Origin of the sequence: Aurantiacibacter sediminis (genome assembly GCF_016019885.1) — a bacterium.
Classification (GTDB): Bacteria; Pseudomonadota; Alphaproteobacteria; order Sphingomonadales; family Sphingomonadaceae; genus Alteraurantiacibacter; species Alteraurantiacibacter sediminis.
The window spans coordinates 1-22,334 of sequence record NZ_JAEANY010000003.1; the positions used below are offsets into that span (position 1 = coordinate 1).

16 protein-coding genes and 1 tRNA gene are annotated in these 22,334 nt (G+C 60.3%); 7 read left to right on the forward strand and 10 right to left on the reverse strand.

Going from position 1 to position 22,334, the window contains the following annotated elements:
* The coding region (locus tag I5L03_RS09340; RefSeq protein ID WP_197921529.1) for an OmpA family protein at window positions 1-393 on the forward strand (393 nt) is incomplete at its 5' end.
* 131 nt (window positions 394-524) lie between these two features.
* Here the strand turns inward: I5L03_RS09340 and I5L03_RS09345 are convergent.
* The 8 genes from I5L03_RS09345 to recG all read right to left on the reverse strand — a co-directional run bounded on the left by I5L03_RS09345 (window position 525) and on the right by recG (window position 12,120).
* The gene (locus tag I5L03_RS09345) at window positions 525-1,313 is read right to left on the reverse strand and encodes a helix-turn-helix domain-containing protein (RefSeq protein WP_197921530.1); all 789 of its coding nucleotides are present in this window, start codon (window positions 1,311-1,313) and stop codon (window positions 525-527) included.
* Window positions 1,314-1,321: 8 nt separating this feature from the next.
* Window positions 1,322-4,789 carry a DNA polymerase III subunit alpha gene (gene dnaE, locus I5L03_RS09350; RefSeq protein ID WP_197921531.1) on the reverse strand — a complete coding sequence of 1,156 codons (3,468 nt, stop codon included), beginning with the start codon at window positions 4,787-4,789 and terminating at the stop codon, window positions 1,322-1,324.
* Between the two features lie 61 nt (window positions 4,790-4,850).
* On the reverse strand, window positions 4,851-5,192 hold the full coding sequence (locus I5L03_RS09355) for a hypothetical protein (RefSeq protein ID WP_197921532.1): 342 nt from the start codon (window positions 5,190-5,192) through the stop codon (window positions 4,851-4,853).
* 83 nt (window positions 5,193-5,275) lie between these two features.
* On the reverse strand, window positions 5,276-5,950 hold the full coding sequence (locus tag I5L03_RS09360; RefSeq protein WP_197921533.1) for an ABC transporter ATP-binding protein: 675 nt from the start codon (window positions 5,948-5,950) through the stop codon (window positions 5,276-5,278).
* On the reverse strand, window positions 5,943-7,184 hold the full coding sequence (locus tag I5L03_RS09365; RefSeq protein WP_197921534.1) for a lipoprotein-releasing ABC transporter permease subunit: 1,242 nt from the start codon (window positions 7,182-7,184) through the stop codon (window positions 5,943-5,945). The genes I5L03_RS09360 and I5L03_RS09365 overlap by 8 nt, the downstream gene beginning before the upstream one ends.
* A 262-nt stretch (window positions 7,185-7,446) precedes the next feature.
* Entirely contained in the window at window positions 7,447-9,216 is a 1,770-nt protein-coding gene (locus tag I5L03_RS09370; protein WP_197921535.1) for a DUF885 domain-containing protein, read from the reverse strand.
* A gap of 64 nt (window positions 9,217-9,280) precedes the next feature.
* Window positions 9,281-9,979, reverse strand: a complete 699-nt coding sequence (locus I5L03_RS09375; protein WP_197921536.1) for a hypothetical protein — start codon at window positions 9,977-9,979, stop codon at window positions 9,281-9,283.
* A gap of 71 nt (window positions 9,980-10,050) precedes the next feature.
* On the reverse strand, window positions 10,051-12,120 hold the full coding sequence (gene recG / locus I5L03_RS09380; RefSeq protein ID WP_197921537.1) for an ATP-dependent DNA helicase RecG: 2,070 nt from the start codon (window positions 12,118-12,120) through the stop codon (window positions 10,051-10,053).
* Window positions 12,121-12,240: 120 nt separating this feature from the next.
* Here recG and I5L03_RS09385 point away from each other — a divergent pair, with 120 nt between their 5' ends.
* The 3 genes from I5L03_RS09385 (at window position 12,241) to I5L03_RS09395 (ending at window position 18,572) form a co-directional block, all read left to right on the forward strand.
* Complete coding sequence (locus I5L03_RS09385; RefSeq protein WP_197921538.1) at window positions 12,241-12,510, forward strand: FAD assembly factor SdhE; 270 nt, start codon at window positions 12,241-12,243, stop codon at window positions 12,508-12,510.
* A 65-nt stretch (window positions 12,511-12,575) separates the two neighbouring features.
* The gene (gene mfd / locus I5L03_RS09390; protein ID WP_197921539.1) at window positions 12,576-16,073 is read left to right on the forward strand and encodes a transcription-repair coupling factor; all 3,498 of its coding nucleotides are present in this window, start codon (window positions 12,576-12,578) and stop codon (window positions 16,071-16,073) included.
* Window positions 16,074-16,160: 87 nt separating this feature from the next.
* Window positions 16,161-18,572 carry an alpha/beta hydrolase family protein gene (locus tag I5L03_RS09395; protein ID WP_197921540.1) on the forward strand — a complete coding sequence of 804 codons (2,412 nt, stop codon included), beginning with the start codon at window positions 16,161-16,163 and terminating at the stop codon, window positions 18,570-18,572.
* 4 nt (window positions 18,573-18,576) lie between these two features.
* Here I5L03_RS09395 and I5L03_RS09400 read toward each other — a convergent pair whose 3' ends face one another.
* Window positions 18,577-19,392, reverse strand: a complete 816-nt coding sequence (locus I5L03_RS09400; protein WP_197921541.1) for an EAL domain-containing protein — start codon at window positions 19,390-19,392, stop codon at window positions 18,577-18,579.
* Between the two features lie 88 nt (window positions 19,393-19,480).
* Between I5L03_RS09400 and I5L03_RS09405 the strand changes: the two genes are divergently transcribed.
* From I5L03_RS09405 to I5L03_RS09415, 3 genes are all read left to right on the forward strand, one after another.
* A complete protein-coding gene (locus tag I5L03_RS09405; RefSeq protein WP_197921542.1) occupies window positions 19,481-20,290 on the forward strand; it encodes an NAD kinase in 810 nt (269 codons plus the stop codon).
* A 110-nt stretch (window positions 20,291-20,400) separates the two neighbouring features.
* A tRNA-Asn gene (locus I5L03_RS09410) sits at window positions 20,401-20,475 on the forward strand.
* Window positions 20,476-20,588: 113 nt separating this feature from the next.
* Window positions 20,589-21,638 carry a phosphatase PAP2 family protein gene (locus tag I5L03_RS09415; protein ID WP_197921543.1) on the forward strand — a complete coding sequence of 350 codons (1,050 nt, stop codon included), beginning with the start codon at window positions 20,589-20,591 and terminating at the stop codon, window positions 21,636-21,638.
* Between the two features lie 29 nt (window positions 21,639-21,667).
* Here the strand turns inward: I5L03_RS09415 and I5L03_RS09420 are convergent, their stop codons facing one another.
* Entirely contained in the window at window positions 21,668-22,282 is a 615-nt protein-coding gene (locus tag I5L03_RS09420; RefSeq protein WP_197921544.1) for a hypothetical protein, read from the reverse strand.
* Window positions 22,283-22,334 lie beyond the last annotated feature (52 nt).

Genomic DNA, 22,334 nt, shown 5'->3' on the forward strand with positions numbered 1-22,334 from the left:
CCCCCGCCTCCTCCGCCGCCGCCTCCGCCGCCGGTCGTTGAGTGCAACACGGGTCCCTACATCGTGTTCTTCGATTGGGATGAGAGCGACATCACGCCGGAAGCAGCCACCGTGCTCAACTCGGCTGTCACCGCTTACGGCGATTGCGGCACCGCCAGCATCATGCTGGCAGGCCACACCGATACGTCGGGTACGCAGACCTACAATATGGGTCTTGCAGAGCGCCGTAACGACTCGGTCCAGGCATACCTCACAAGCCGTGGTATCCCGGGCGGCCGCATCATGAGCGAAGCCTTCGGTGAGAACGACCTGCGCGTTCCGACTGCCGACGGTGTCCGCGAACTGCAAAACCGCCGTGTGGAAATCACTTACGGTCCGAACTCGGGCATGTAAGCCACGCCATCAGGGCAAACAGAATGGGCCGGGAGAGCGATCTCCCGGCCCTTCTTTTTGTGTCTATCGAGTTGCTGCTCGGTCAGTCGTGGCGACTTTTGCCGATTGGGCCACAGTACGACGCTTTAAACCTAGCGGACGAAGTAGCCGGTGACCTGCCAGCCTTCGTCGCTATCCAGCATGATGACGGTTTCGACTACGGCCTGCGGCCGTCCTTCGAAAACCGTGGCGAATTGCAGGACTTCGTATTCGCCATCGGGAGCACCGGGGAGCGAATCAGCGCGCTGTACGCTGGCGATCTCGCGGCTGGTTACGGCGCCGAGCGGCTCGCGAACAGGTTCCACCAGCGACGCCCATTGCTCGGCGGTCGTTTTTGACTGGAAAAAGCTTCCGGCAGCTTCCCAGCTGCCTTGATAATCACCCGCATCGACAAGCGCGATAAAGGTTTCGGCCGCTTCGCGTGACTCGCCGTCAGTCTGCGTGGCTGCGATATCCGCTTCTGACGTGAAATCGTCACCAGCAACGGTGTCGGTCGGCGGGGTATCCTCTGCGATCAGGGCGACGGCGGCAATTGCGATAATCAAAGACATGGTAAGCATTCCTCCTGCTAGCCAGACAATCCGGGATGGACCGCCTGTTTCGTTGAGGTCTGCAGTGTCTTCGACTCCGTTCTCGTCTCCCATCCCCAAATCGTTGCGCGCAGGGTTTTGTGGTATCGCGCCCTCGGCATCCCCCAAAATTCTTGCGGCTTCCCGGCTGCTAGACACATCCAATTTGCGGCGTGCATTGCGGAGGCGATCGTTGACGGTATGGACCGAGATGTCGAGTTCGCGAGCGCTGGATTTGGCATCATGACCAGCCAAAAGCAGGCGCAGCGCCTCCTTTTCCTTCTCCGTCAGATCACCAAGCGCATCTGCCATGCCGCGTTTTAAGCCACCAACCTAAGATGTCCAACGCCGCGAATTGGGCTCATCTGAACATTGGAAAGTCCGGGAACGCCGGTCAGGGCGTCGACCACTTCACCTGACAGGGCGAAGTCACGCCCCAGCAGGATAATTGGCGCGATATCGCCATCTATATGCAGAGTGATCTGCACCTCGCCATGACCAGCCTTGCCCAGTTCGAGCACGTCCTGAAGCGTCGCAATCGCAGCGACGTCATGCACGTCCGCAGTCAGTTGCATGCGCGCAAAACTCGTCACTTCGGATAGTGGCCGCGCCCCGCGGACCGTGACGCGCGGCGGATCATCGGGATTTGGCGAATCCAGTTCTACATTGAGGAGCAGGCACATGCTGTCATCCGCCCATTGCTGAAAGCTATCGACCAGTGATTCTTCAAAACAGGCGGCGCTGAATTGGCCGGAACTGTCGGAGAAGTCTGCGCGGATGAACTCAGCACCGCGCTTCGTTCGACCCTTGTTTACGCTCTCGACCATGGCGGCCATCACCACCTTCTGGCGACCACCCTCAGCTCCACTTTCTATTAGCGAGGCATAGCTGCGCGCGCCATTGGCGGAGGCGATCATCTTGAATTCGGCGACCGGGTGTTCTGCGAAGTAAAAGCCAAAAGTGTCGCGCTCGACAGCCATTTGCTCACCGCGGGTCCACGGCTCTGAATCAGCGAGCTTGAGTGATGGTTCAGCGTGATCATCCCCACCAAAAAGCGCGGCCTGACCGCTCGCCTTTTCACGGTTCGCCGCATCAGCGACCGCCAGGAGCATATCAGCATTGGCCAGCACCTTGGCACGATTCGGTTCCAGCGAATCGAAAGCACCGGCTCCGGCCAGGCCTTCCAACTGCTTTCGATTCATTGACCCTGCGGGCAGACGCTTGAATACATCCTCGAGACTTTCGAACGGGCCATGCGCAATGCGTTCGGCGAAGACCTGCTCCATCGCTTTCTCACCGACATTGCGGATGCCAGCGAGTGCGTAACGCACCGCCCAGCCCTCGTCAGTCTCCTCGACCACGAATTCAGCCTCGGAGGCATTGATATCGGGCCCAAGCAGGTCGATGCCATTGCGCCGCGCATCATCGACAAACACCGCCAGTTTCTCCGACTGGTGCATGTCGAAGCACATGGACGCAGCGTAGAACTCTTCCGGATAATGGGTTTTCAGCCAAGCCGTCTGGTAGCTGAGCAATGCATAGGCGGCGGCGTGCGACTTGTTGAAACCGTAGCCGGCAAATTTGTCGATCAAGTCGAACAACGCGTTTGCCTCGGCTTTCTCGATGCTTGAAACTTCGAAACAGCCATCGCAGAAGCGCGCACGCTGCTTGTCCATTTCCGCCTGGTTCTTCTTGCCCATGGCGCGGCGCAACAAGTCAGCATCGCCGAGCGAATATCCGGCAAGGATCTGCGCGGCGAGCATCACCTGCTCCTGATAAACAAAGATGCCGTAGGTTTCTTCGAGGATGCCTTTCAGCTTTTCGTGCGGGTATTCGATCAGCGCCTCACCCGCCTTGCGCTTACCGAACAGCGGAATGTTGTCCATCGGGCCCGGACGGTAGAGCGAGACGAGCGCGATAATGTCCTCGAACTTCGTCGGCTTCACCGCTGTCAGCGTCCGCCGCATCCCTTCGGATTCCAGCTGAAACACGCCGACTGTGTCACCGCGTTTGAGCAGGTCGAAAACGCCAGCATCGTCCCACGGCAGCGTATCGAGATCGACCGTGATGCCGCGCCGCCCCAGCAAATCCACCGCCTTGCGCAGCACGCTGAGCGTTTTCAGGCCAAGAAAGTCGAATTTGACCAGCCCGGTGTCCTCGACATGCTTCATGTCGAACTGCGTCACCGGCATGTCCGAGCGCGGATCGCGGAATAGCGGGACAAGCTGGCTCAGCGGCCTGTCGCCAATCACCACACCAGCGGCGTGGGTAGAGGAGTTGCGCGGAAAGCCCTCCAACTGCATCGCCAGATCGACGAGGCGTTTCACCTCATTGTCATTGTCATACTCGCGCTTGAATTCAGCGACGCCATTGAGCGCGCGCGGTAGCGTCCACGGATCGGTCGGGTGGTTGGGCACCATTTTGGTGAGCCGGTCCACCTGACCATAGGGCATTTGCAGGATGCGGCCCGTATCGCGCAGCACGGCGCGCGCTTTCAGCTTACCGAAAGTGATGATTTGAGCGACCTTGTCGTGTCCATATCGCTCCTGCACGTAGCGGATGACTTCGCCGCGGCGCGTTTCGCAGAAGTCGATATCGAAGTCAGGCATTGAAACGCGTTCCGGGTTGAGGAAGCGCTCGAACAGCAGGCCCAGGCGAATGGGATCGAGATCGGTGATGGTCAGCGCCCAGGCGACAAGCGAGCCCGCACCCGACCCACGCCCCGGCCCCACCGGTATCCCCTGCGACTTTGCCCATTTGATGAAGTCGGCAACGATCAGGAAGTAGCCGGGAAAGCCCATATTCTTGATGATGCCAACCTCATAATCGAGTCGCTCCATATAAACTTTCAGCTCTTCGTCGGAGAGCTCGTCATAGACTTCGAGCCGTCCGGCGAGACCGCGCTTGGCATCCTCTTCCAGCATGCGCGCTTCGCCTTCCTGATCGCCTGCAAGGCTGGGCAGGATCGGAGCGCGCCGCGGCGGCGCGAAGGCGGTGCGCTGGGCGATCACGAGGGAGTTGGCGGTTGCTTCCGGCAGGTCGGCGAACAACTCCTCCATAGCCGCGGCGGATTTGACATAGGCTTGCGGATTGGAGGTAGGACGGTCCGCGCTGTCGATCTGCGATGAATTGGCAATACAGAGCATGGCGTCGTGCGCGCTATGCTGGTGTGGCTCGGCGAAGTTGGCCGGATTCGTCGCGACCAGAGGCAGGCCTTGCGCATAGGCGAGATCGAGCAAGCCCTCTTCCGCCGCTTCCTCGATCGGGTTTCCGCGCCGCGCCAGCTCGACATAGAGGCGATTAGGAAACAGGGCAGACAGACGCTCCGCCACTTCATGGGCGCGGCGTTCTTTCCCGTCAGCCAGCAGCCGCGTGACCGTTCCGCCACTTGCGCCGGTTAGAGCGATCAGCCCATCGGTGTGGCCTGTGAAGTCTTCCCAGATGACATGGGGCTCAAGCTCAAGCGGCCGGTCCAGATGCGCGCGGCTGACGAGATAGCAGAGGTTGTTCCAGCCATCCTCATCTTGCGCATAGAGCGGCAGGAAGTCGACCGGTTCTCCTTCACCACGCCGCACGCCGAGAAGGGTCCCGATAATCGGCTGCACACCTTCCCCCACACAAGAGCCGGAGAACATGGTCGATCCATACAACCCATTGCGATCGCAAATTGCGATGGCGGGAAATCCACGTTCCTTCGCCAATTTGGCCAGCGCCTTCGGGTCAATCGCTCCTTCGAGCATCGAGTAGCTCGAAATCACACGGAGCGGAACAAAGGGTGCGTAGGCCATGCATTCACTATGGTGATCGCGCGCAGATTCGCAAAGCCCGCGCTGGGGAAAAGCCGGTGGGTTATTCCCCTGTCGTTTCCATCTGCGCCTCTGCAATCTTGCGGCGTGTCTGACGCACTTGAGATATCGCGCCGTAGATCACCAGCGCGGCAAGGAAGACCCACACCCAGACCGGGATGTTCTGTCCCACAATCGCCAGATACAGATAGGCGGAGACGAAGAAGAAGCCCGCCAGCATGGTCGGCAGCAATGTCGATTTGCCCGCCCGCGCATTCTTCACGATCCACCCTACGGAAGCGAGGAAGAACGGAATCGCGCCGACATAGATCGCGCCGAAGATCCACGGATTGACGCCGTAGGTCTCGCCCAGCGAGAGGAACCAGTCTGATATGGACTCGATCATGCGAGTATCTCCTTCTGACCAGTTAGTTCGGCGACGATCGACTGAGGGTTACATAGCGTGGTGCGGCAGATGCCACCATCAAGCTATTCTATCCGTCCCTCATGCAGGCGTACCACACGGTCCATGCGCGCGGCCAAACGTTCGTTATGCGTTGCCACCAGAGCCGCACTGCCCTGCCCGCGCACCAGCTCAAGGAACTCACCCAGCACCCGCTCCGAAGTCTTCTCATCGAGATTGCCCGTGGGCTCATCCGCGAGCACCAATTGCGGCTTGTTGGCAAGCGCGCGGGCCACAGCCACACGCTGCTGCTCACCGCCCGACAGCTTGCTCGGCCGGTGTTCAAGGCGATGCGAGAGGCCAAGCGCGCCAAGCAGATGCTCCGCCCGCACCTTCGCATCGGCGCGCGACACGTTGAGCAGGAGCTGCGGCAGGATCACATTCTCCATCGCGGTGAAATCGGGCAGCAAGTGATGGAACTGGTAAACGAAGCCCAGATGATCGCGGCGCAAAGTCGTGCGCTCGGCAGAGTTGAGGGCGCTCGCGTCCTGTCCGGCGATTTCGATAGTGCCTTCAAATCCGCCTTCGAGCAGGCCGACCGCCTGCAAGAGCGTGGATTTGCCCGATCCCGACGGACCAAGCAGCGCCACGATCTCTCCCGGCGCGATCTGCATATCGACGCCGCGCAGCACTTCGATGGTGACATCACCCTGCTCGAAATTGCGAGCGAGGCCTGCAAGGCGGACGACCAGACTACTCATAGCGCAGGACCTCGACTGGATCGGTATTGGAGGCTCGATAGGCCGGATACAGCGTCGCGAGAAAGCTGAGGCCCAGCGCCATTCCGGCAATCGCCATCACTTCCACCGGATCTGTGCGCGATGGCAATTCGGTGAGGAAGCGAACCTGCGGGTCCCACAACTCGACGCCGAATGCGGTGCTGAGCCCGGTGACAATGGGGCCACGGAAGAACAGCACGATGAAGCCGAGCGCAAGGCCGGTGAGCGTGCCGACAAGTCCGACAACAGAGCCGGTGGTGACGAAGATCTTCATCAGGCTCCGCCGCGTTGCGCCCATCGTACGGACGATGGCAATATCGCGTGTCTTGCTGCGGACCAGCATGACGAGTGATGAGAGGATGTTGAAGGCGGCCACCAGCACGATGATGGACAGCGCGAAGAACATGGCAACGCGCTCCACCTGCAATGCCTCGAACAGCGAAGCGTTCATGCTTTGCCAGCTGGTGACAATGGCGCGGCCATCGAGCTGACGCGCTACCGGTTCGAGTATCTCGTTCACCCGCTCCGGATCTTCCACCTGCACTTCGATCATGCTGATGGATTCGCCCGTCATAGTTAGCGTCTGCGCGGTCGGGATCGGCATCACCACGAAGCGCTCGTCAAAGTCGATGAGGCCGACGGAGAACACCGCCGTCACGGTGTAACCCACCTGCCGCGGCACTGTGCCGAACGGCGTGGTGCGTCCCTGGGGATTGATGATCGTGATCGTGTCACCCAGGCGAATGCCAAGGTTCTGCTGCAGCGCCGCACCGATGGCGACGTTGTTCGCGTCCGGCGTGATCGTGCTGAGATCACCCGCCACCATCTTGTCCTGATAGCGGTCGATATCCTCTTGCGTATTCCCGCGCACAAACACCGCCTCAGCGCGGCCGTTGTAGGTTGCGAGCAGCGGTTGCTCAATCAAGGGAGAAGCGTCGGTGACGCCCTCGGTCGCTTCAAGCTCGCCCAGCAGCTCTTCCCAATTCTCCAGCCTGCCGCCGTATGATTGAACGACCGCGTGCCCATTCAGATTGGTGATGCGGTCGATCAGCTCTCCGCGAAAGCCGTTCATCACGCTCATCACGATCACCAGCATGGCGACCGAAAGCGCGACCACGGTGATCGAGATACCGGCCACCAGAGCAATCACCGCTTCGCTGCGCCCCGGCAGCATGTAGCGTTTGGCGATGGACCATTCGAAAGGGGTGAGGATCACGAGAGCGGTTTTCCGGATTGGTTCAAGGCTGCACTAGGTGCGCCCTCCTTTCGCTGCGATGAAGCGTGATCGCAAGCCCAAAAGGCGCGTTCACCCCCGATTCTCGCGCGCTGAAGCAGCGGGGGTGTGACAGGTGTGACAGTGTTCAGGAGAATAAAGTTCCGTGCGCACGAATGGCCTCTAAATATCTGGCGCTGCATAAAAAGTTGAGGCGAGGAAATCATCCCCGCCTCATGTTGCATCCGTGGTTTTGTAGGAAAGCCTATTCCGCCAGCTCACTCGCAATCCACGCATCGACATGCGCTTCCAGCACGTTCAGCGGCACCGCACCGTTTTCCAGCACCGTGTCATGGAAGTCGCGCAGGTCGAAATCGGCCCCGAGTGCTTCCTCGGCGCGGGTCCGCAATTCGCGAATTTTAAGCTCGCCAATCTTGTAAGCAACCGCCTGCCCCGGCCAGGTGATGTAGCGATTGACCTCGGCATTGATATTGCCTTCGGAAAGCGCGGTATTGTCCAGCATGTAGGCAACCGCTTCGTCGCGGGTCCAGCCCATCGCATGGATACCGGTGTCGACCACAAGGCGGGTCGCGCGCCACATTTCATAGCTCAGCCGACCCATTTCCTTGGCGGGCGTGTCATAGAGCCCCATCTCGATGCCGAGCCGCTCCGAATAAAGGCCCCATCCTTCCACAAACGCGGTGAAGAAGCTGCCATTGGCGCGCAGCGGATGCATGTCGAGTTCCTGCTGCAGCGCGATCTGATGATGATGCCCCGGCACCGCCTCATGAACGCCAAGCGCGGGCAATTCCCACAGCGGGCGCTGGTCCAGTTCGGTCAGATTCAGACGATAGATGCCCGGCTGCCCCGTGGCCATCGATCCACGCTCGTAATAGGCAGTGGTATTGCCGGGAGCGACAGCTGCGGGGATCGGCTCGACCGAATATGGCAGGCGCGGCAGGCGGCCGAACAGGCGCGGCATCCACCCATCGATTTCCTTGGCGAGCGCGCGCGTATATTCGAGATAGCTCTCTTCATCTTCGGGATAATATTGCGGGTCGGTGCGCAGATGCTCGATAAAAGCTTCGCGCGTGTCGAAGCCAGCTTCGGCCGCGACGGCCTCCATCTCGGCCCGAATGCGCGCGACTTCGGAAAGACCCAGATCATGCACCTGCTGTGGCGTCATGTCGGTAGTCGTGAAACTGCGCACGCGATAGGCGTAATATGCCTCACCGCCCGGCGTTCCGCCGATACCCGGTGCCTCATCGGCGCGGCATGCCGGAGCGAAATCCTGCACATAATAGTCGCGGAAGGCCTGGAGACCGGCGAAGGCGCCTTCGGTGATAGCGGTTCGCCCACGATCTTCGATACCGGCCCAGTCCGTTTCCGAAATTGTGGCCGGACGTTCGTCGAAAGCCTGCCACCACACTGAGTCTTCGGGGGTTTCGGTGATGAAGCCGCTGATGGAGTTTTCGTAACCTTGCATTGGCTCACAAGGCTGTGTCAGGCCACGCTCGATTGCGCCTTCACTCCTGTCGATAAAGGCCTGAATGTATTCGGGAAAGCTTTCCAAGCGGGTCAGATAGCTATCATAATCGGCGGCGGTGAAAAGCGGGCTCGAATATGGCAGGCTCGCAATCGCGCTTTGGGGGCCACCGCGATTGGTGAAAGTGATGTAACGGCTGTGATCGTGCTCGGCCGCTTCAAGCTGATCGTTGAAGCTGCGCGCTAGCAAGGCGTAGTCGATGCGAAGGTTTTCCGGCAGCATGTCGACATCGATCGCCTGAAGCCGCGCCTGGAATTCCCGCGTCTGCGCGATCCCCTCGTCATAGCCTTCTATGGATGGATCGCCCAAAGATCCATCATTGCGCCGATCCCCCACCCCTTCGGAAAGCCAAGGCGAACCATCGAGTGCATTTTGCCAAACATCCTCGCGCAGCTCGACAAACTCGGCCTCCGCATCCTGAGCGAAAGCAGCCTGCGGCATGGCAACAGCCAAAGCGATTGCGGTGGTGACGAAGAAATTGCGGGTCATGGTCTAGTCTCCCGAAGAATTGATTTCGCGGGAGACTAGGCTTGTGGGCGGTGAACGCAAGCGATCAGGTGGGCGCGCGTGCCGGGTATTTGTTGCGGAAGTAAAGCAGCATCACAACACCGAGCAGCACTGGCCCAGCGACGAGCAACGGATCGGGCAGATCGTAGAACCCGGCGGTCTCGAATTCCACCAGCGGCGCGCGAAGCACGATTACAAAGGCCCAAACCATGCGCGCCAGATGCCGCGCAATGCGCAGGCGGTTGCGCTGGTCTGGCTTCAGGTACCAATTAATGTCTCCCGCCAGCAGAATGAGCGGCACGAGCAGCACTATTCCCGGGCCGATTATCGGAACGACCCCCGAAATCACATTGGGAAGGGCGGCCAGGATGAATATACCGACCGCAACGATTTCCAACGCCGTCAGCGCATACTCCGCCGCGCGCACGCGCGCGCTGGCCGGTTTCAGCGCGAGCCAGGCAGTCGCCACCGCATAGCTGGAAGTGATAGCATTGAGAGCGAGCGGAGGAATAAACTCCGCCACGAGCATAATGATCGCGGTTATCGCGACAATGAATACTCCGAGGATACAAATCTGCCCTGCACGAATGTGCAGCGTGCTTCCCTTGCGCGCGAAGAAGGCCACAATCGCTGCGACAAACCAGATCACGCCGATAATGATGTGACCCTGATATTCCAGCAAGCTGTAAGGCGAAGGATCAGAAAAATCGATCGGATCCGGTGCGAATAGCCTGATATCGTTCATGCATTCCCCCCAATGCAGATGCCCGAAAGCATTCTGATACCACAGCGTGTGCAAGGCTCAAAATTGGGCGTTTACCCACCTCGCAGCGTTTGCACACCCCAATCGCGCTCCAGCAAGTAGAGAACCAGCCGCGCCGCTTGCCCGCGTGCGCTTTCAAGTCCGCCTTCCTGTTCGACCAGCAATTTTGCATCGGCATTGGCCATGTCGATATATTTGCTCACCTGTTCGAGGCTCGCGATGCGGAAGCCTTCTTCGCCGGACTGCTTGGTGCCGAGCAGTTCGCCGCCGCCGCGCAGTTTCAGATCCTCTTCGGCAAGGTGGAAGCCGTCCTGGCTCTCGCGCATCAGGGCGAGGCGCTGCTTGCCGGTCTCGCTGAGTTCATTGCTGCGCAGAAGCAGGCAGGTCGATTTCTCGCTGCCCCGCCCCACCCGGCCGCGCAACTGGTGGAGCTGGGCGAGGCCGAAGCGTTCGGCCTGCTCGATCACCATCAACGTGGCGTTCGGCACGTCCACGCCGACTTCGATCACCGTGGTCGCGACAAGGATCTTCGCATCGCCGCTGGCAAAGCGCGCCATGCCGGCGTCTTTCAATTCAGGTGCGAGCTGGCCGTGGACCATCACGACATCCTCGCCAAACCGCTCTTTCAACGCGGCGTAGCGCGCTTCGGCGGCAGCGATATCGTCGGTCATAGTCTCACTGTCGCGGACCATCGGGCAGACCCAATAGGCTTGCTGACCGCTTTCGACATGGCGCCCCACGGCGGCAGCGATCTCTTCGATCCTGTCGAGCGGCAGAACGCGCGTGTCGATGGCCTGCCTGCCGGGCGGAAGCTCATCCAGACGGCTGACTTCCATCTCCCCGTGATTGGCGAGCACCAGAGTGCGCGGGATAGGCGTTGCCGTCATGGCGAGCGTGTGCGGTGTCACCTTACCCTTTTGCGCCAGCATAAGGCGCTGCGAGACGCCAAAGCGGTGCTGCTCATCGATCACGACCAGGCCGAGGTTCTTGTAGCTCACCGTGTCCTGAAAAATCGCATGGGTGCCCACGACAATCTGGATGCTGCCGTCGAGCAGGCCCATGAGGATACTCTCGCGCGCCCTCCCCTTGTCGCGGCCCGTCAGCAGCGCGACCTCGACGCCGGTCGGCTTCGCCATCGCGCGCAGGGTTTCGAAATGCTGGCGAGCGAGCAATTCGGTCGGCGCGAGCAGAGCGGCCTGCGCTCCGGCCTCCACCGCTGCGAGCATCGCTTCCAGTGCCACCACGGTCTTGCCCGCGCCGACATCGCCCTGAAGCAGGCGCAGCATCGGGCTGGCCTGCGCCATGTCGCCTGTAATCTCGTCAATCGAGCGGCGCTGTGCTCCAGTAAGCGGGAACGGCAGCTCCAGCCTGTCTCGCAGAGAGCCGTCGCCTTTCAAAGCCTGTCCGCGCCGCGCACGGTTGCTCTGGCGCACCAGCATCAGCGCGAGGGCATTGGCGAAAAGCTCGTCATAAGCGAGCCGGTCGCGCGCCTTCCCGTTTTCCCCCTTGTGCGCCAGCGCGATCGCATCGTGCCAGTTCGGCCAACCCTCTCGCTCGAAAGTGTTGGGCTCTATCCATTCGGGCATTTCAGGGGCCTTGGCGATCGCTTGCTCGACAAATCCACCGATCCGCGGCTGGGTCAGCCCTTCGGCAAGGCGGTAGATTGGCTCCACCATCTTCCCCATCGCATCGGCGCTTTTCTCCGCAACATGGTCGGGGTGAACGATCTGCAGCGTCTGGTCGAACTGGTCGAGCCGCCCCGCGACCCAGCGCGTCTCGCCGACCGGCAGCTGCTTCTTCGCCGTGTAGGAGGCGCGCCCGAAATAGGTCAGCGCGCAGATATTGCCGAGCACGTCCTGCGCCAGCACCCGGTACGGCCCGCGCCCTGGATTGCGCGGACTGCGATGCTCGACGACGGTAAGCGGCACAACGATCTGATCGCCCACACCTGCCTCGTCGAGGTCCTTCACCGCGCGCCGCGTAACGAAGCGTTCGGGCAGGTGGTAAAGCACGTCTCTCACCCGCGCGAGGCCGAGCCGTTCCAGCGGCTTTTTCAGCTTCGGCCCGACGCCATCGAGCGTTTCGATCTCGGCAAACAGGGGGTTGAGGATTTCGGGGCGCATTGTGCCACTCTAAACCAGTCCGTCATCCCAGCGGAAGCTGGGATCTGGTCGGAAAAGCGCTCTCTTGTGGAAAGAGATTCCAGCTTTCGCTGGAATGACGAGCTTGTTAGGAGGCCCGTCATGACCTCTACAGATCGCACAACCCGCATCAACAAGGCCAAATTCCGCGCCTGGCACCGTGGCACGCGGGAAGCCGATTACACCTTTGGCTGCTTCTTCGATACGTTCCACGAGGGTTGGAGCGAAGAAGAACTCACGTGGTTCGAAAAGCTGCTGACCTATGAAGACCCCGATGTCCTCGCGTGGACCATGGGCACGCAGGAGCCGCCGGAAGAAATGCAGGGCGACCAAATGACTGCCTTGCGCAAAATGGATTACGTGCGCATCTAGGCGGCAATTCACCCCCATCTCGATTGAGCTGGGGGCTTTTTTGCTTGCCGATAGTTGATGCACCTATGCCCGATCTTTCCCGCATATTGAACGCCAGTCAGCCGCTGACGCTGGCCCAGGTTGCGCGTGGTGCGCAGCCGCTTGTTCTTGCCGATATCGCCCGTGCAGCCAAAGGCCGCGCCGTCTTCATCGCGCCTGACGATGCAGCGATGCGCGCGGTGGTGGATGCCGCGCATTTCTTCGCGCCCGAATTGCAGGTGATCGAGTTCCCGGCGTGGGACTGTCTGCCCTATGATCGCGCAAGCCCGGCCATGTCGGTGAGCGCGCAGCGTCTTGCCGCGCTGCACCGGATGCAGAGCGCGAAGCCTGGACAGCAGCTGGTCGTCACCACGGTGAATGCGCTGCTGCAGCGCGTGCTCACGCCATACCGCATTCGGGAAGCTGTGCGCGAGTTCAAGCCGGGCTTTGAAATCGGCCATGAGAACCTCGCGAAGCTTCTGCGAAAACAGGGCTACACCCGCGTCGATACGGTGGTCGACACCGGCGAATTCGCAATGCGCGGCTCCATCGTCGATATCTATCCAAGCGGCCTCGAAGGCGGACTGAGGCTCGATTTCTTCGGCGATGAGCTTGAAAGCCTGCGCCTGTTCGATCCCAACACCCAGCGCACAACCGAAGTCATCGACAGCCACTTGCTGCTACCGGCGAGCGAGGCTTTGCTCGATGACGACAGCATCAAGCGCTTCCGGAAGAGCTACCGCGAGACCTTTGGCGCAGAGGCGACGCAGGATCCGCTCTACGAAGCTGTCAGCGATGGGCGCCGCCTTGCCGGTATGGAGCACTGGCTTCCGCTGTTCGAAGATCGCATGGCGACGCTGTTCGATCATCTGGGCGATGATGCGACATATGTAATCGACTCCTCCGGCCTGCAGGCGGCGGAAGAGCGCCTTGCCGACATTGCCGATTACCACAAGCAGCGCGGCGAGACCTCCGGCCAGTCGCGCGGCAGTTATCGCGCTATCGATCCCGAATTGCTCTATTTGACGCAGGGCGAATTTGCCGATGGGCTGGCGGAAAAGCCGATCCACCGCACCACGATTTTCGACGAGCCCGAGAGCGAGAAGGTCATCGACTTCGGCTTCAAGTCAGCGCGCGATTTCACGCCGGAGCGCTCACAGGGCGCTAACGTCTACGAAGCGGCCGCAAAGCATTTCGCGACAATCGGCAAGGCCGGCAAGCGCCCCCTTCTCGCCGCCTACACCAAAGGCTCGCTCAGCCGCATCACCTCGATCATCGAGGAAGCCGGGACAAAGATCGGCAAGGCCGATAGCTGGCAGGAAGCACTAGGGGCGTCCGCCAAAGGGCAGCCCACCGCGATGGTGCTGCCGCTCGATACCGGGTTCGCCAATGACGAGATCGAGCTGATTACCGAGCAGGATCTGCTGGGTGATCGCCTTGTGCGCCGTCGCAAGAAGAAGAAAGATTCTGACGCGTTTCTTGCCGAACTTCAGGCGCTCGCGCGCGGCGATCTCGTCGTCCATGTCGATCATGGCATCGGCAAATATATTGGGCTGGAGCCGATCTCTGTCGGCAAAAGCAAGCACGATTGCGTGATGCTGGCGTATAAGGGCGGCGACAAGCTCTACATTCCGGTCGAGAACCTCGAAGTCCTGAGCCGCTATGGCTCTTCGGAAGAGACCGTTGCATTGGACAAGCTCGGCGGCGAAGCATGGCAGAAACGCCGCGCTAAGCTGAAAGAGCGCATTCGCGCCATCGCTGGAGAGCTGATGCAGGTTGCGGCCAAGCGCGCCTTGCGCAAGGCACCGGTGCTGGAGCCTGAGGAGGCCAGCTACAACCAGTTCCTCGACCGCTTTCAATATGAAGAAACAGAAGACCAGGAAGCGGCCATCGCCGATGTGCTGCGCGATCTGGAGAGCGGCCGCCCGATGGATCGGCTCGTCTGCGGCGATGTCGGTTTCGGCAAGACCGAAGTCGCGCTGCGTGCAGCTTTCGTTGCGGCGATGAATGGTCAGCAAGTCGCCATGATTGCGCCCACCACCCTGCTCGCGCGCCAACATTATCAGAACTTCGTCGACCGCTTCGCCGGTTTCCCGCTGAAGATCGGTCGCCTTTCGCGCCTCGTGCCGAGCAAGGAAATGTCCGACACACGTGATGGCCTTGCATCGGGCGATATCGACATCGTGATCGGCACCCACGCAATCCTCTCCAAGAACACCAATTTTAAGGATCTGGGGCTGGTGATCGTGGATGAGGAACAGCGCTTTGGCGTGACGCACAAGGAAAAGCTGAAGCAGCTCCGCGCCGATGTGCATGTGCTGACGCTCACCGCGACGCCCATTCCGCGCACACTGCAGATGGCGATGACGGGCCTGCGCGAACTTTCGACGATCAAAACCCCGCCGGTCGATCGCCTCGCTGTGCGTACTTACGTGATGGAATGGGACGATATGGTCGTGCGCGAGGCTTTGCTGCGCGAACACCATCGCGGCGGGCAGAGCTTTATCGTCGTGCCGCGGATTTCGGACATGCAGCGGGTGATCGAATGGCTGCGCGAATTCGTGCCCGAAGTAAAATTCATCGACGCGCATGGCCAGATGAGCGCGGGCGAAATCGAAGAGCGGATGAGCGCCTTTTACGAAGGCAAATATGAAGTCCTGCTCTCCACCACGATCATCGAATCGGGGCTCGACCTGCCGAGCGCCAACACAATGATCATCCACCGCGCGGACCGCTTTGGCCTCGCCCAGCTCTACCAGCTGCGCGGGCGTGTGGGTCGCGCGAAAATCCGCGCCTATGCCTATCTGACTACGCCTGCCGATACGCAGCTTAGCGAAGTTGCCGAAAAGCGCCTGAAAGTGCTGGGCGATCTCGACAGCCTGGGTGCAGGCTTCCAGCTGGCGAGCCACGATCTCGACATTCGCGGGGCAGGCAATCTGCTGGGTGACGAGCAATCAGGCCACATCCGCGAAGTCGGGTTCGAGCTGTACCAATCGATTCTGGAAGATGCGATTATGGCGGCCAAGGCAGGCGATGCCGGGCTGGAGGGAGATACCACCGGTCTCAGCCCGCAGATCACTGTCGATGCGCCGATCATGATCCCCGAGGACTATGTGCCCGATCTGGCGGTGCGCATGGCGCTCTATCGCCGCCTCAACCAGGCCGAGGGTTCTGCCGAGATCGAAAGCCTCGCCGCTGAAATGATCGACCGCTTTGGCGAACTGCCGCAGCCCACCAAAAACCTCATTCGCCTGATCGAAATCAAGGCGCAGGCCATCGCGGCGCAGATCGCGAAGATCGAAGTCGGCGGGCGGGCGACGCTGGTCACTTTCCACAAGGATCACTTCCCCGATCCGGCAGGCCTTCTCGCCTATGTCGAGCGGCTGAATGGTAACCGTGAGGGCTCGGCAAAATTGCGTCCCGACATGAAACTGCAGATCAACCGCGCCTGGGGCGATCCGCAAAGCCGCCTCAACGGCCTGGTCCAGCTAACGAAGGGCCTGTCCGGCATTGTCAAACGCGCGAAGAAGAAAGAGGCCGCTTAGGCCGGGAGTTGCAGATAACTCCATGACCCTCTTGCCTTATCTGGTCGCGCGCGATTTAGTGTGCGGCCAAAGGAGAGAGATCACCCCATGCGTTATCTGCTGACCACCGCTATCGCCGCTGCACTGGCTGCCCCGCTCGCCACCCCTGCCCTCGCGCAGGAAACCGAAGGTTATCGCGAGCCGCCCGCTGAAATCACCGACATCGTAACGCGGCCGCCCTCGCCTGCGGTCTCCGTATCTCCGGATGGTGAAACGTTGCTGCTGCTGGAGCGGGAAAGCCTGCCGCCCGTCGCTGAACTGGCGCGGCCGATGGAAAAGCTCGCAGGCTTGCGGCTCGATGCGGACATCAATGATCGTCACGGCACGCGCGCCTATGTCGGCATGACTTTGCGCAATCTCGATGGATCGGTGGAGCGCAGTATCTCGCTGCCTGCGAATGCCGATATTTCCGACATGGCCTGGTCTCCCGACGGTGCGCATGTCGCTTTCACCAATACCTATGCTGACGGCATGGCACTGATGGTTCTCGACACCGCCACGGGTGAGACGACCACGGTCATGGAACGCGGCATCAACCCGATTTTCCAAGGCCCGCGCTGGCTGCCCGATGGTCGCCTGCTGGCCATGAAAATTCCCGATGATCGCGGCCCGATGCCCGAGGAATCGCTGACGCCGCGCGGCCCGGCCATTCAGGACGCAAGTGGCGGCGAAGAGGCGCAGACGCGCACCTATCAGGATTTGCTCGAAGATCCGCATGATGAAGCTCTGTTCACATGGCTCGGCACCAGCCAGCCCGTGGCATTCGACCTTGAGAGCGGCGCGAGCGAGGTTCTGGGTGAGCCGCGCATGTATACCTATACCGCTGCATCGCCCAATGGTGAATACATGCTGATGGAATGGCTGGAGCAGCCTTTCAGCTATCAGGTGCCTTATTCACGCTTTCCGCTAACCTCTGTCGTCACTGACGCGAGCGGCAATATGGTGAGCGAAATCGCGCGCCAGCCCCTTGCTGACAATCTGCCTGTGCAGGGCGTGCCTACGGGCCGCCGCAGCATCATCTGGCATCCCACGGAGCCTGCGCTGGTCGTCTGGGCAGAGGCGCAAGACGGCGGCGATCCGCGGACTGAAACCGATGTGCGCGATGCCATGTTCGGCCTTGCTGCACCATTCACCGGCGAGCCCATGCGAATTGCCGAGTTCGAGGATCGTTTCTCCGGCTTCATCGGCATGGAAAATACCGATGATGTGCTCGCTTACGACTATGATCGCGACACGCGAGAGCTGCGCATTTCCCAAATTGACGTCACCGGAGACAACGCGCCGCGTGAGCTGATCCTGCGCAATATTCAGGACGCGTACGGCGATCCGGGCTCACCCGTCACCACCAGCACCTCCGCCGGATTCAATGTCGCGCGCAATGATGACGGTGTGCTGCTACTTTCAGGTAGCGGCGCGACGCCTGATGGTCTTCGTCCCTTCCTGCGCCGCTTCGATCTCGCCACGCTCCAGACCGAAGAAATCTGGCGAAACGATAGCGAGGAGTTGGAAAGCGTTGTCGATGTGCTCGATGATGATGGCGACCGCTTCATCACCTTCTTCCAGAGCCCGCTGAACCCCGGCAATTTCCGTCTTCGCAGCGATGGGGAAGTCATGGCGCTCACCGATTTTCCCGATCCGCATCCGGAGCTGACGGGCATCAGCCGCGAGCTCGTGACCTACACGCGCGCCGATGGGACGGAGCTGACCGCCACGCTCTACCTGCCGCCTGACTATGTCCAGGGTGAACAATTGCCGCTCGTCGTCTGGGCGTACCCGCGCGAATTCAACAATGCCGCCACTGCGTCGCAAAACCGCGATAGCCCGTATCGCTTCACCCGGATCGGCGGCTATTCGCACCTGTTCTTCCTGACGCAGGGCTATGCCGTGCTGGACAATGCGGCGATGCCGGTGATTGGCGACGATCCTGAAACGGTGAACGACACTTTCATCGAGCAGATCGTCTCCAGCGCGCAGGCTGCCGTCGATTTTGCAGTCGAGCGGGGCATAAGCGATGGCGAGCGCGTAGGTGTGGGCGGCCATTCCTATGGCGCCTTCATGACTGCGCACCTGCTCGCCCAAAGCGATATCTTCCGCGCCGGCATTGCCCGCTCTGGCGCCTACAACCGGACGCTGACGCCGTTCGGCTTCCAGTCGGAACGGCGGATTTTCTGGGAGACGCCGGAGACGTATTACATGCTCTCGCCTTTCATGGCCGCCGACCAGATCAATGAGCCGATGCTGCTGATCCACGGGGACAATGACAACAATTCGGGCACGTTCCCGCAGCAGTCCGAACGCATGTTCGCTGCCGTTCGCGGAACAGGTGGTACGGCGCGATTGGTGATGCTGCCGCACGAAAGCCACGGCTATCGCGGGCGCGAAAGCGTGCTTCACACGCTTGCCGAAATGATCGACTGGTTCGATGAGCATGTGGCGGGGGCAGAGCCTTCCGCCGAATAATCGGTCAGAATGAAAAGGCAGACTTTGTGTCGAAATCCTCGGCGGGAACGGGCTTTCCGCCGAGGAAGCCTTGCCATAAGGCGCAGCCTTCCTGTTCGATGATACGGCGCTGGGCATCTGTCTCGATCCCCTCGGCAATGACAGTTAAATCGAGTGCTCGCGCCATCGCGATAATGCCGCGCAAGACGGCGAAATCGCGCGGATCGTGGGCGATGCCCTCGATCATCGAGCGATCAAGTTTCAACGCATCGAGCGGCAAGACCTTTAAATAGCGAAAATTGCAGAAGCCGGCGCCGAAATCATCGAGCGCGATGCGTAGGCCATGCTCGGACAGCATTCGGAGCTTTGCAGCTGACCGGTCGAGATCCGCAACCAGGGCCTGCTCTGTGATCTCCAGCGCCAGTCGTTCTGCCGGAAACTTCAGCTCTGCAAGAACAGCCAGCAAGTCCTCGGCAAAAGTGCGATCGAACAGATCCATCGCGGTGACATTGATCGAGAGGCATTGCTCCGGCGGCCAGTCGCGCGCCGCGATCAGCGCAGCGCGTGTAATATGGCGCGAAAGTCGCCGCGCAATTCCGCCGCTTTGGGCAATCGCCACAAGCGCGTCACCCGCCAACTTACCATGATCCGGATGCTCCCAACGGACAAGCGCCTCAGCCCCCACAAGGGAATGATCCGAAGCTGCGTATTGAGGCTGGAACAGCAGCTCCAACCCGCCGTTGGTGATTGCCTCTGCAAGGTCTTCTGTAATCGGATGCGGTTCTGTTCGGCGGCGATCCTGGCGGCGGCGTCGATCATGAACCTGTGTGGGAATTGACATGACAGTCCTGTGACAATGAAAAACGCTCGTGTCGCACACAACGAATGCTGCGTTGCAAATCGGGACGCGTCTTCATAGGGTCGCGCGCATGGGAGCGGAAAAGACCTCGGCCGACACGGGCGCCAATATTGAGCGGCTTGCCCTCGTCTATTCGGAGTCCAAACGCGCACGCAAGGCCGCGCGCGAGCTGACCGATCGCTTCGATTTCGTGTCGATCGAAGAGGCTGATGCGGTCATCGTGCTCGGCGGCGATGGCACCATGCTCGATACGCTGCACGATATGCTGGAGGTGGAGCGGATCATCCCTGTTTTCGGGCTGAACTTGGGCACTGTTGGGTTCCTGATGAACCGCCATGACGGCGTGAGTGATTTGCTCGAACGGGTAAATGCAGCCAAGCGCATGGCGGTTCGCCCCTTGCAGATGGAAGCCGTTACGCAGGACGGCCGAACCGAACGCAGCTGCGCCATCAATGAAGTCAGCCTGCTGCGTGAAACTCGCCAGACCGCCAAGATTGAGATCCTGGTGAATGGCCGTATCCGTATCGGAGAGCTTGCCGGCGATGGCGTGCTACTGGCAACTCCCGTCGGCTCAACCGCTTATAATCTCAGCGCAAATGGCCCGATCCTCCCGCTCGACTCGCGTATGCTCGCTCTCACTCCGATCAGCCCGTTCCGCCCTCGCCGCTGGCCGGGCGCCATCTTGCCGGAAACCAGCAAAGTGACTTTCCGCGTCCGCGAACCTTCCAAGCGCCCCGTCGCCGTAGTGGCCGATCAAAAGGAAGTCCGCGATATCGCGGAGGTACATGTCGAAATCGCTGCAGACATGGAAATGACGCTGCTTTTCGATCCCGGGCACGCGCTGGACGAGCGTATTGTCGCAGAGCAATTCATCACCTGAACCGCGCCATTCGCGCGCCAATGCGCGGATTGTTAAAAACTGGTCTTGCCAAACCGAATCCGCCCCAATATAGGCGCTCACCTGCCCCCTAGATACCGCTTGGGGGCTGCTCCCCGATAGCTCAGCGGTAGAGTAGGTGACTGTTAATCACTTGGTCGTTGGTTCGAATCCAACTCGGGGAGCCACTTTTCAGCACATCGCGAAATAACCCGCACCCGCGCCCATTCGCGCGTTAGGTAAAATGTTAGGGTTTACGTGGCACTAAGACGGTGAGTTTTCTCCGTCGTTTCGGGATTGCATGCTGACCCTTTCGCGCCCTCTTGCTGCGACAATCATCATTGTGGCATCACTGCTGCCCACGGTAGTAGCCATCGCCTTTTTCGGCGGCCATGCGGGACTATGGTATGCGCCGTTCTCTCCGCGCGTTTTGACGATTGCGCTTACCGCATCGTTACTGGTCCTGTGGCAACGGGTCCGCTCCGCCCGCCTCGAAGGCGAGCCGAAGGGCGCGTTGGAAGTCCTGCGAGATGACCCCATCGCCCTGCTAATCCCGGCAATCCTGATTGTCCTGATCACATTTGCGAGCGCGGGCTTTTCCTTTATCAAGGCGAACATTGCCGATTACGTGCCGTATTATCTCGATCCACCTTTTGTGGATGCGGATAGGATCCTGTTTTTCGGCCATGATCCATGGCGCGTATCGCATGCTATCTTCGGCACTTGGGGCACGATTGCGCTCGATCGGCTCTATGTCTTGTGGTTCCTGCTCTTTCCCTTCCTCGCCATTTTTATCGGAGGATCGGCAGATCGCACTTTCCAGTTTCGCGCGATGATCGGTGTACTGGTGGTGCTGATTTTGCTCGGCAATGTGATGGCGGTATCCATGTCGAGCGTCGGGCCGATCTTTTACGAGTATTTCTACGGGGATGCCTATTATGCCGAGCTGATGGCCCGCCTTTACACGGCAAATGACGTCGCTCCGCTTTCGGCGATCCGGCTATCCGATTACCTAATCGAAATGTACGAGACAGATGCATTCGGCACGGGCATTTCCGCCATGCCGTCGGTGCATGTCGGCTTTGCTGTGCTGAGCTGGCTGATCGTCAAGGACTGTGTAAAAGCGCGCTGGGCGCACCGCGTGGCAGGCTCTTACGCGTTTTTGATCTGGATCGGATCATTCCATCTTGCCTGGCACTACGCCTGGGACGGAATCGTATCCGCCGCGGTGGTGATCGCTGCGTGGAAATTGCTGGCCTTCGTCGAGGTCGCGCCCCGGGCGACAGAAAGCAAAAAGCCGCGCTTCTTTGACCTAAAAGCCAGGGAGCCAGCGCGGCCTGTGACAGATTAAAATAACGACGACGAATTTGGTTCCCGCGGTTAACGTCTATGAAATTTCAGGCCGGATATTGGTGGATCGGCGCGGTCCTGTTGGCCGTCGAAGGCGAAATATTCCAGGATCTGATCATCGATAGGATTCCCAGCATTCGCGCGCTCGATGTAAAGGATGCCGCCTTCGCCCAATGCGGCCGCATAAGCTGTCGCATCGGTGTCGTGATCCGTCGCAACATCCCACACCACATCGAGCCCCTCGGGCAAAGAGAGCTCGGAAAGATCACTAACAATCTCGATATTGCCATATTGCTCGGCAAGCGGTTGGAAGAGAGCTATTGATACGGCATCACCCGCCGGCAACACAACATAGATTCGCCCCGTCGAGCCCACGGCCTGCGCGAGCAGCCGCGTGTAGTACCCGTCTCCGGGAGAAACCTCCGCAATGCGCTGCCCCTCGGCAACTCCTGCAAATAGCATGGTTTCAAGCGGCTGCCGCTGCGCATCCTGCGCAATGTGCTCTGCGGGCCGCGCGGGGCTTACCACGGCTGCCAGCAGAGCCTCCTCGCGCTGGATATTGGTCAAATCGCTAGGCAAATCGACAGCCGTGCAGCCGCCGAGTGCCAATGCGCCAAAAGCGAGGCAGGTGATGTGAAAACGCATAAATGCTCTCCCTGCCCACACTGCTAGCGGACCAGCAGTTATCGGCAAGGAA

Coding starts and splice junctions, on each gene's coding strand:
- I5L03_RS09345 (WP_197921530.1), bottom strand. CDS start 1,313: ATGGCAGATGCGCTTGGTGATCTGACGGAGAAGGAAAAGGAGGCGCTG.
- dnaE (WP_197921531.1), bottom strand. CDS start 4,789: ATGGCCTACGCACCCTTTGTTCCGCTCCGTGTGATTTCGAGCTACTCG.
- I5L03_RS09355 (WP_197921532.1), bottom strand. CDS start 5,192: ATGATCGAGTCCATATCAGACTGGTTCCTCTCGCTGGGCGAGACCTAC.
- I5L03_RS09360 (WP_197921533.1), bottom strand. CDS start 5,950: ATGAGTAGTCTGGTCGTCCGCCTTGCAGGCCTCGCTCGCAATTTCGAG.
- I5L03_RS09370 (WP_197921535.1), bottom strand. CDS start 9,216: ATGACCCGCAATTTCTTCGTCACCACCGCAATCGCTTTGGCTGTTGCC.
- I5L03_RS09375 (WP_197921536.1), bottom strand. CDS start 9,979: ATGAACGATATCAGGCTATTCGCACCGGATCCGATCGATTTTTCTGAT.
- recG (WP_197921537.1), bottom strand. CDS start 12,120: ATGCGCCCCGAAATCCTCAACCCCCTGTTTGCCGAGATCGAAACGCTC.
- I5L03_RS09385 (WP_197921538.1), top strand. CDS start 12,241: ATGACCTCTACAGATCGCACAACCCGCATCAACAAGGCCAAATTCCGC.
- mfd (WP_197921539.1), top strand. CDS start 12,576: ATGCCCGATCTTTCCCGCATATTGAACGCCAGTCAGCCGCTGACGCTG.
- I5L03_RS09395 (WP_197921540.1), top strand. CDS start 16,161: ATGCGTTATCTGCTGACCACCGCTATCGCCGCTGCACTGGCTGCCCCG.
- I5L03_RS09400 (WP_197921541.1), bottom strand. CDS start 19,392: ATGTCAATTCCCACACAGGTTCATGATCGACGCCGCCGCCAGGATCGC.
- I5L03_RS09405 (WP_197921542.1), top strand. CDS start 19,481: ATGGGAGCGGAAAAGACCTCGGCCGACACGGGCGCCAATATTGAGCGG.
- I5L03_RS09415 (WP_197921543.1), top strand. CDS start 20,589: ATGCTGACCCTTTCGCGCCCTCTTGCTGCGACAATCATCATTGTGGCA.
- I5L03_RS09420 (WP_197921544.1), bottom strand. CDS start 22,282: ATGCGTTTTCACATCACCTGCCTCGCTTTTGGCGCATTGGCACTCGGC.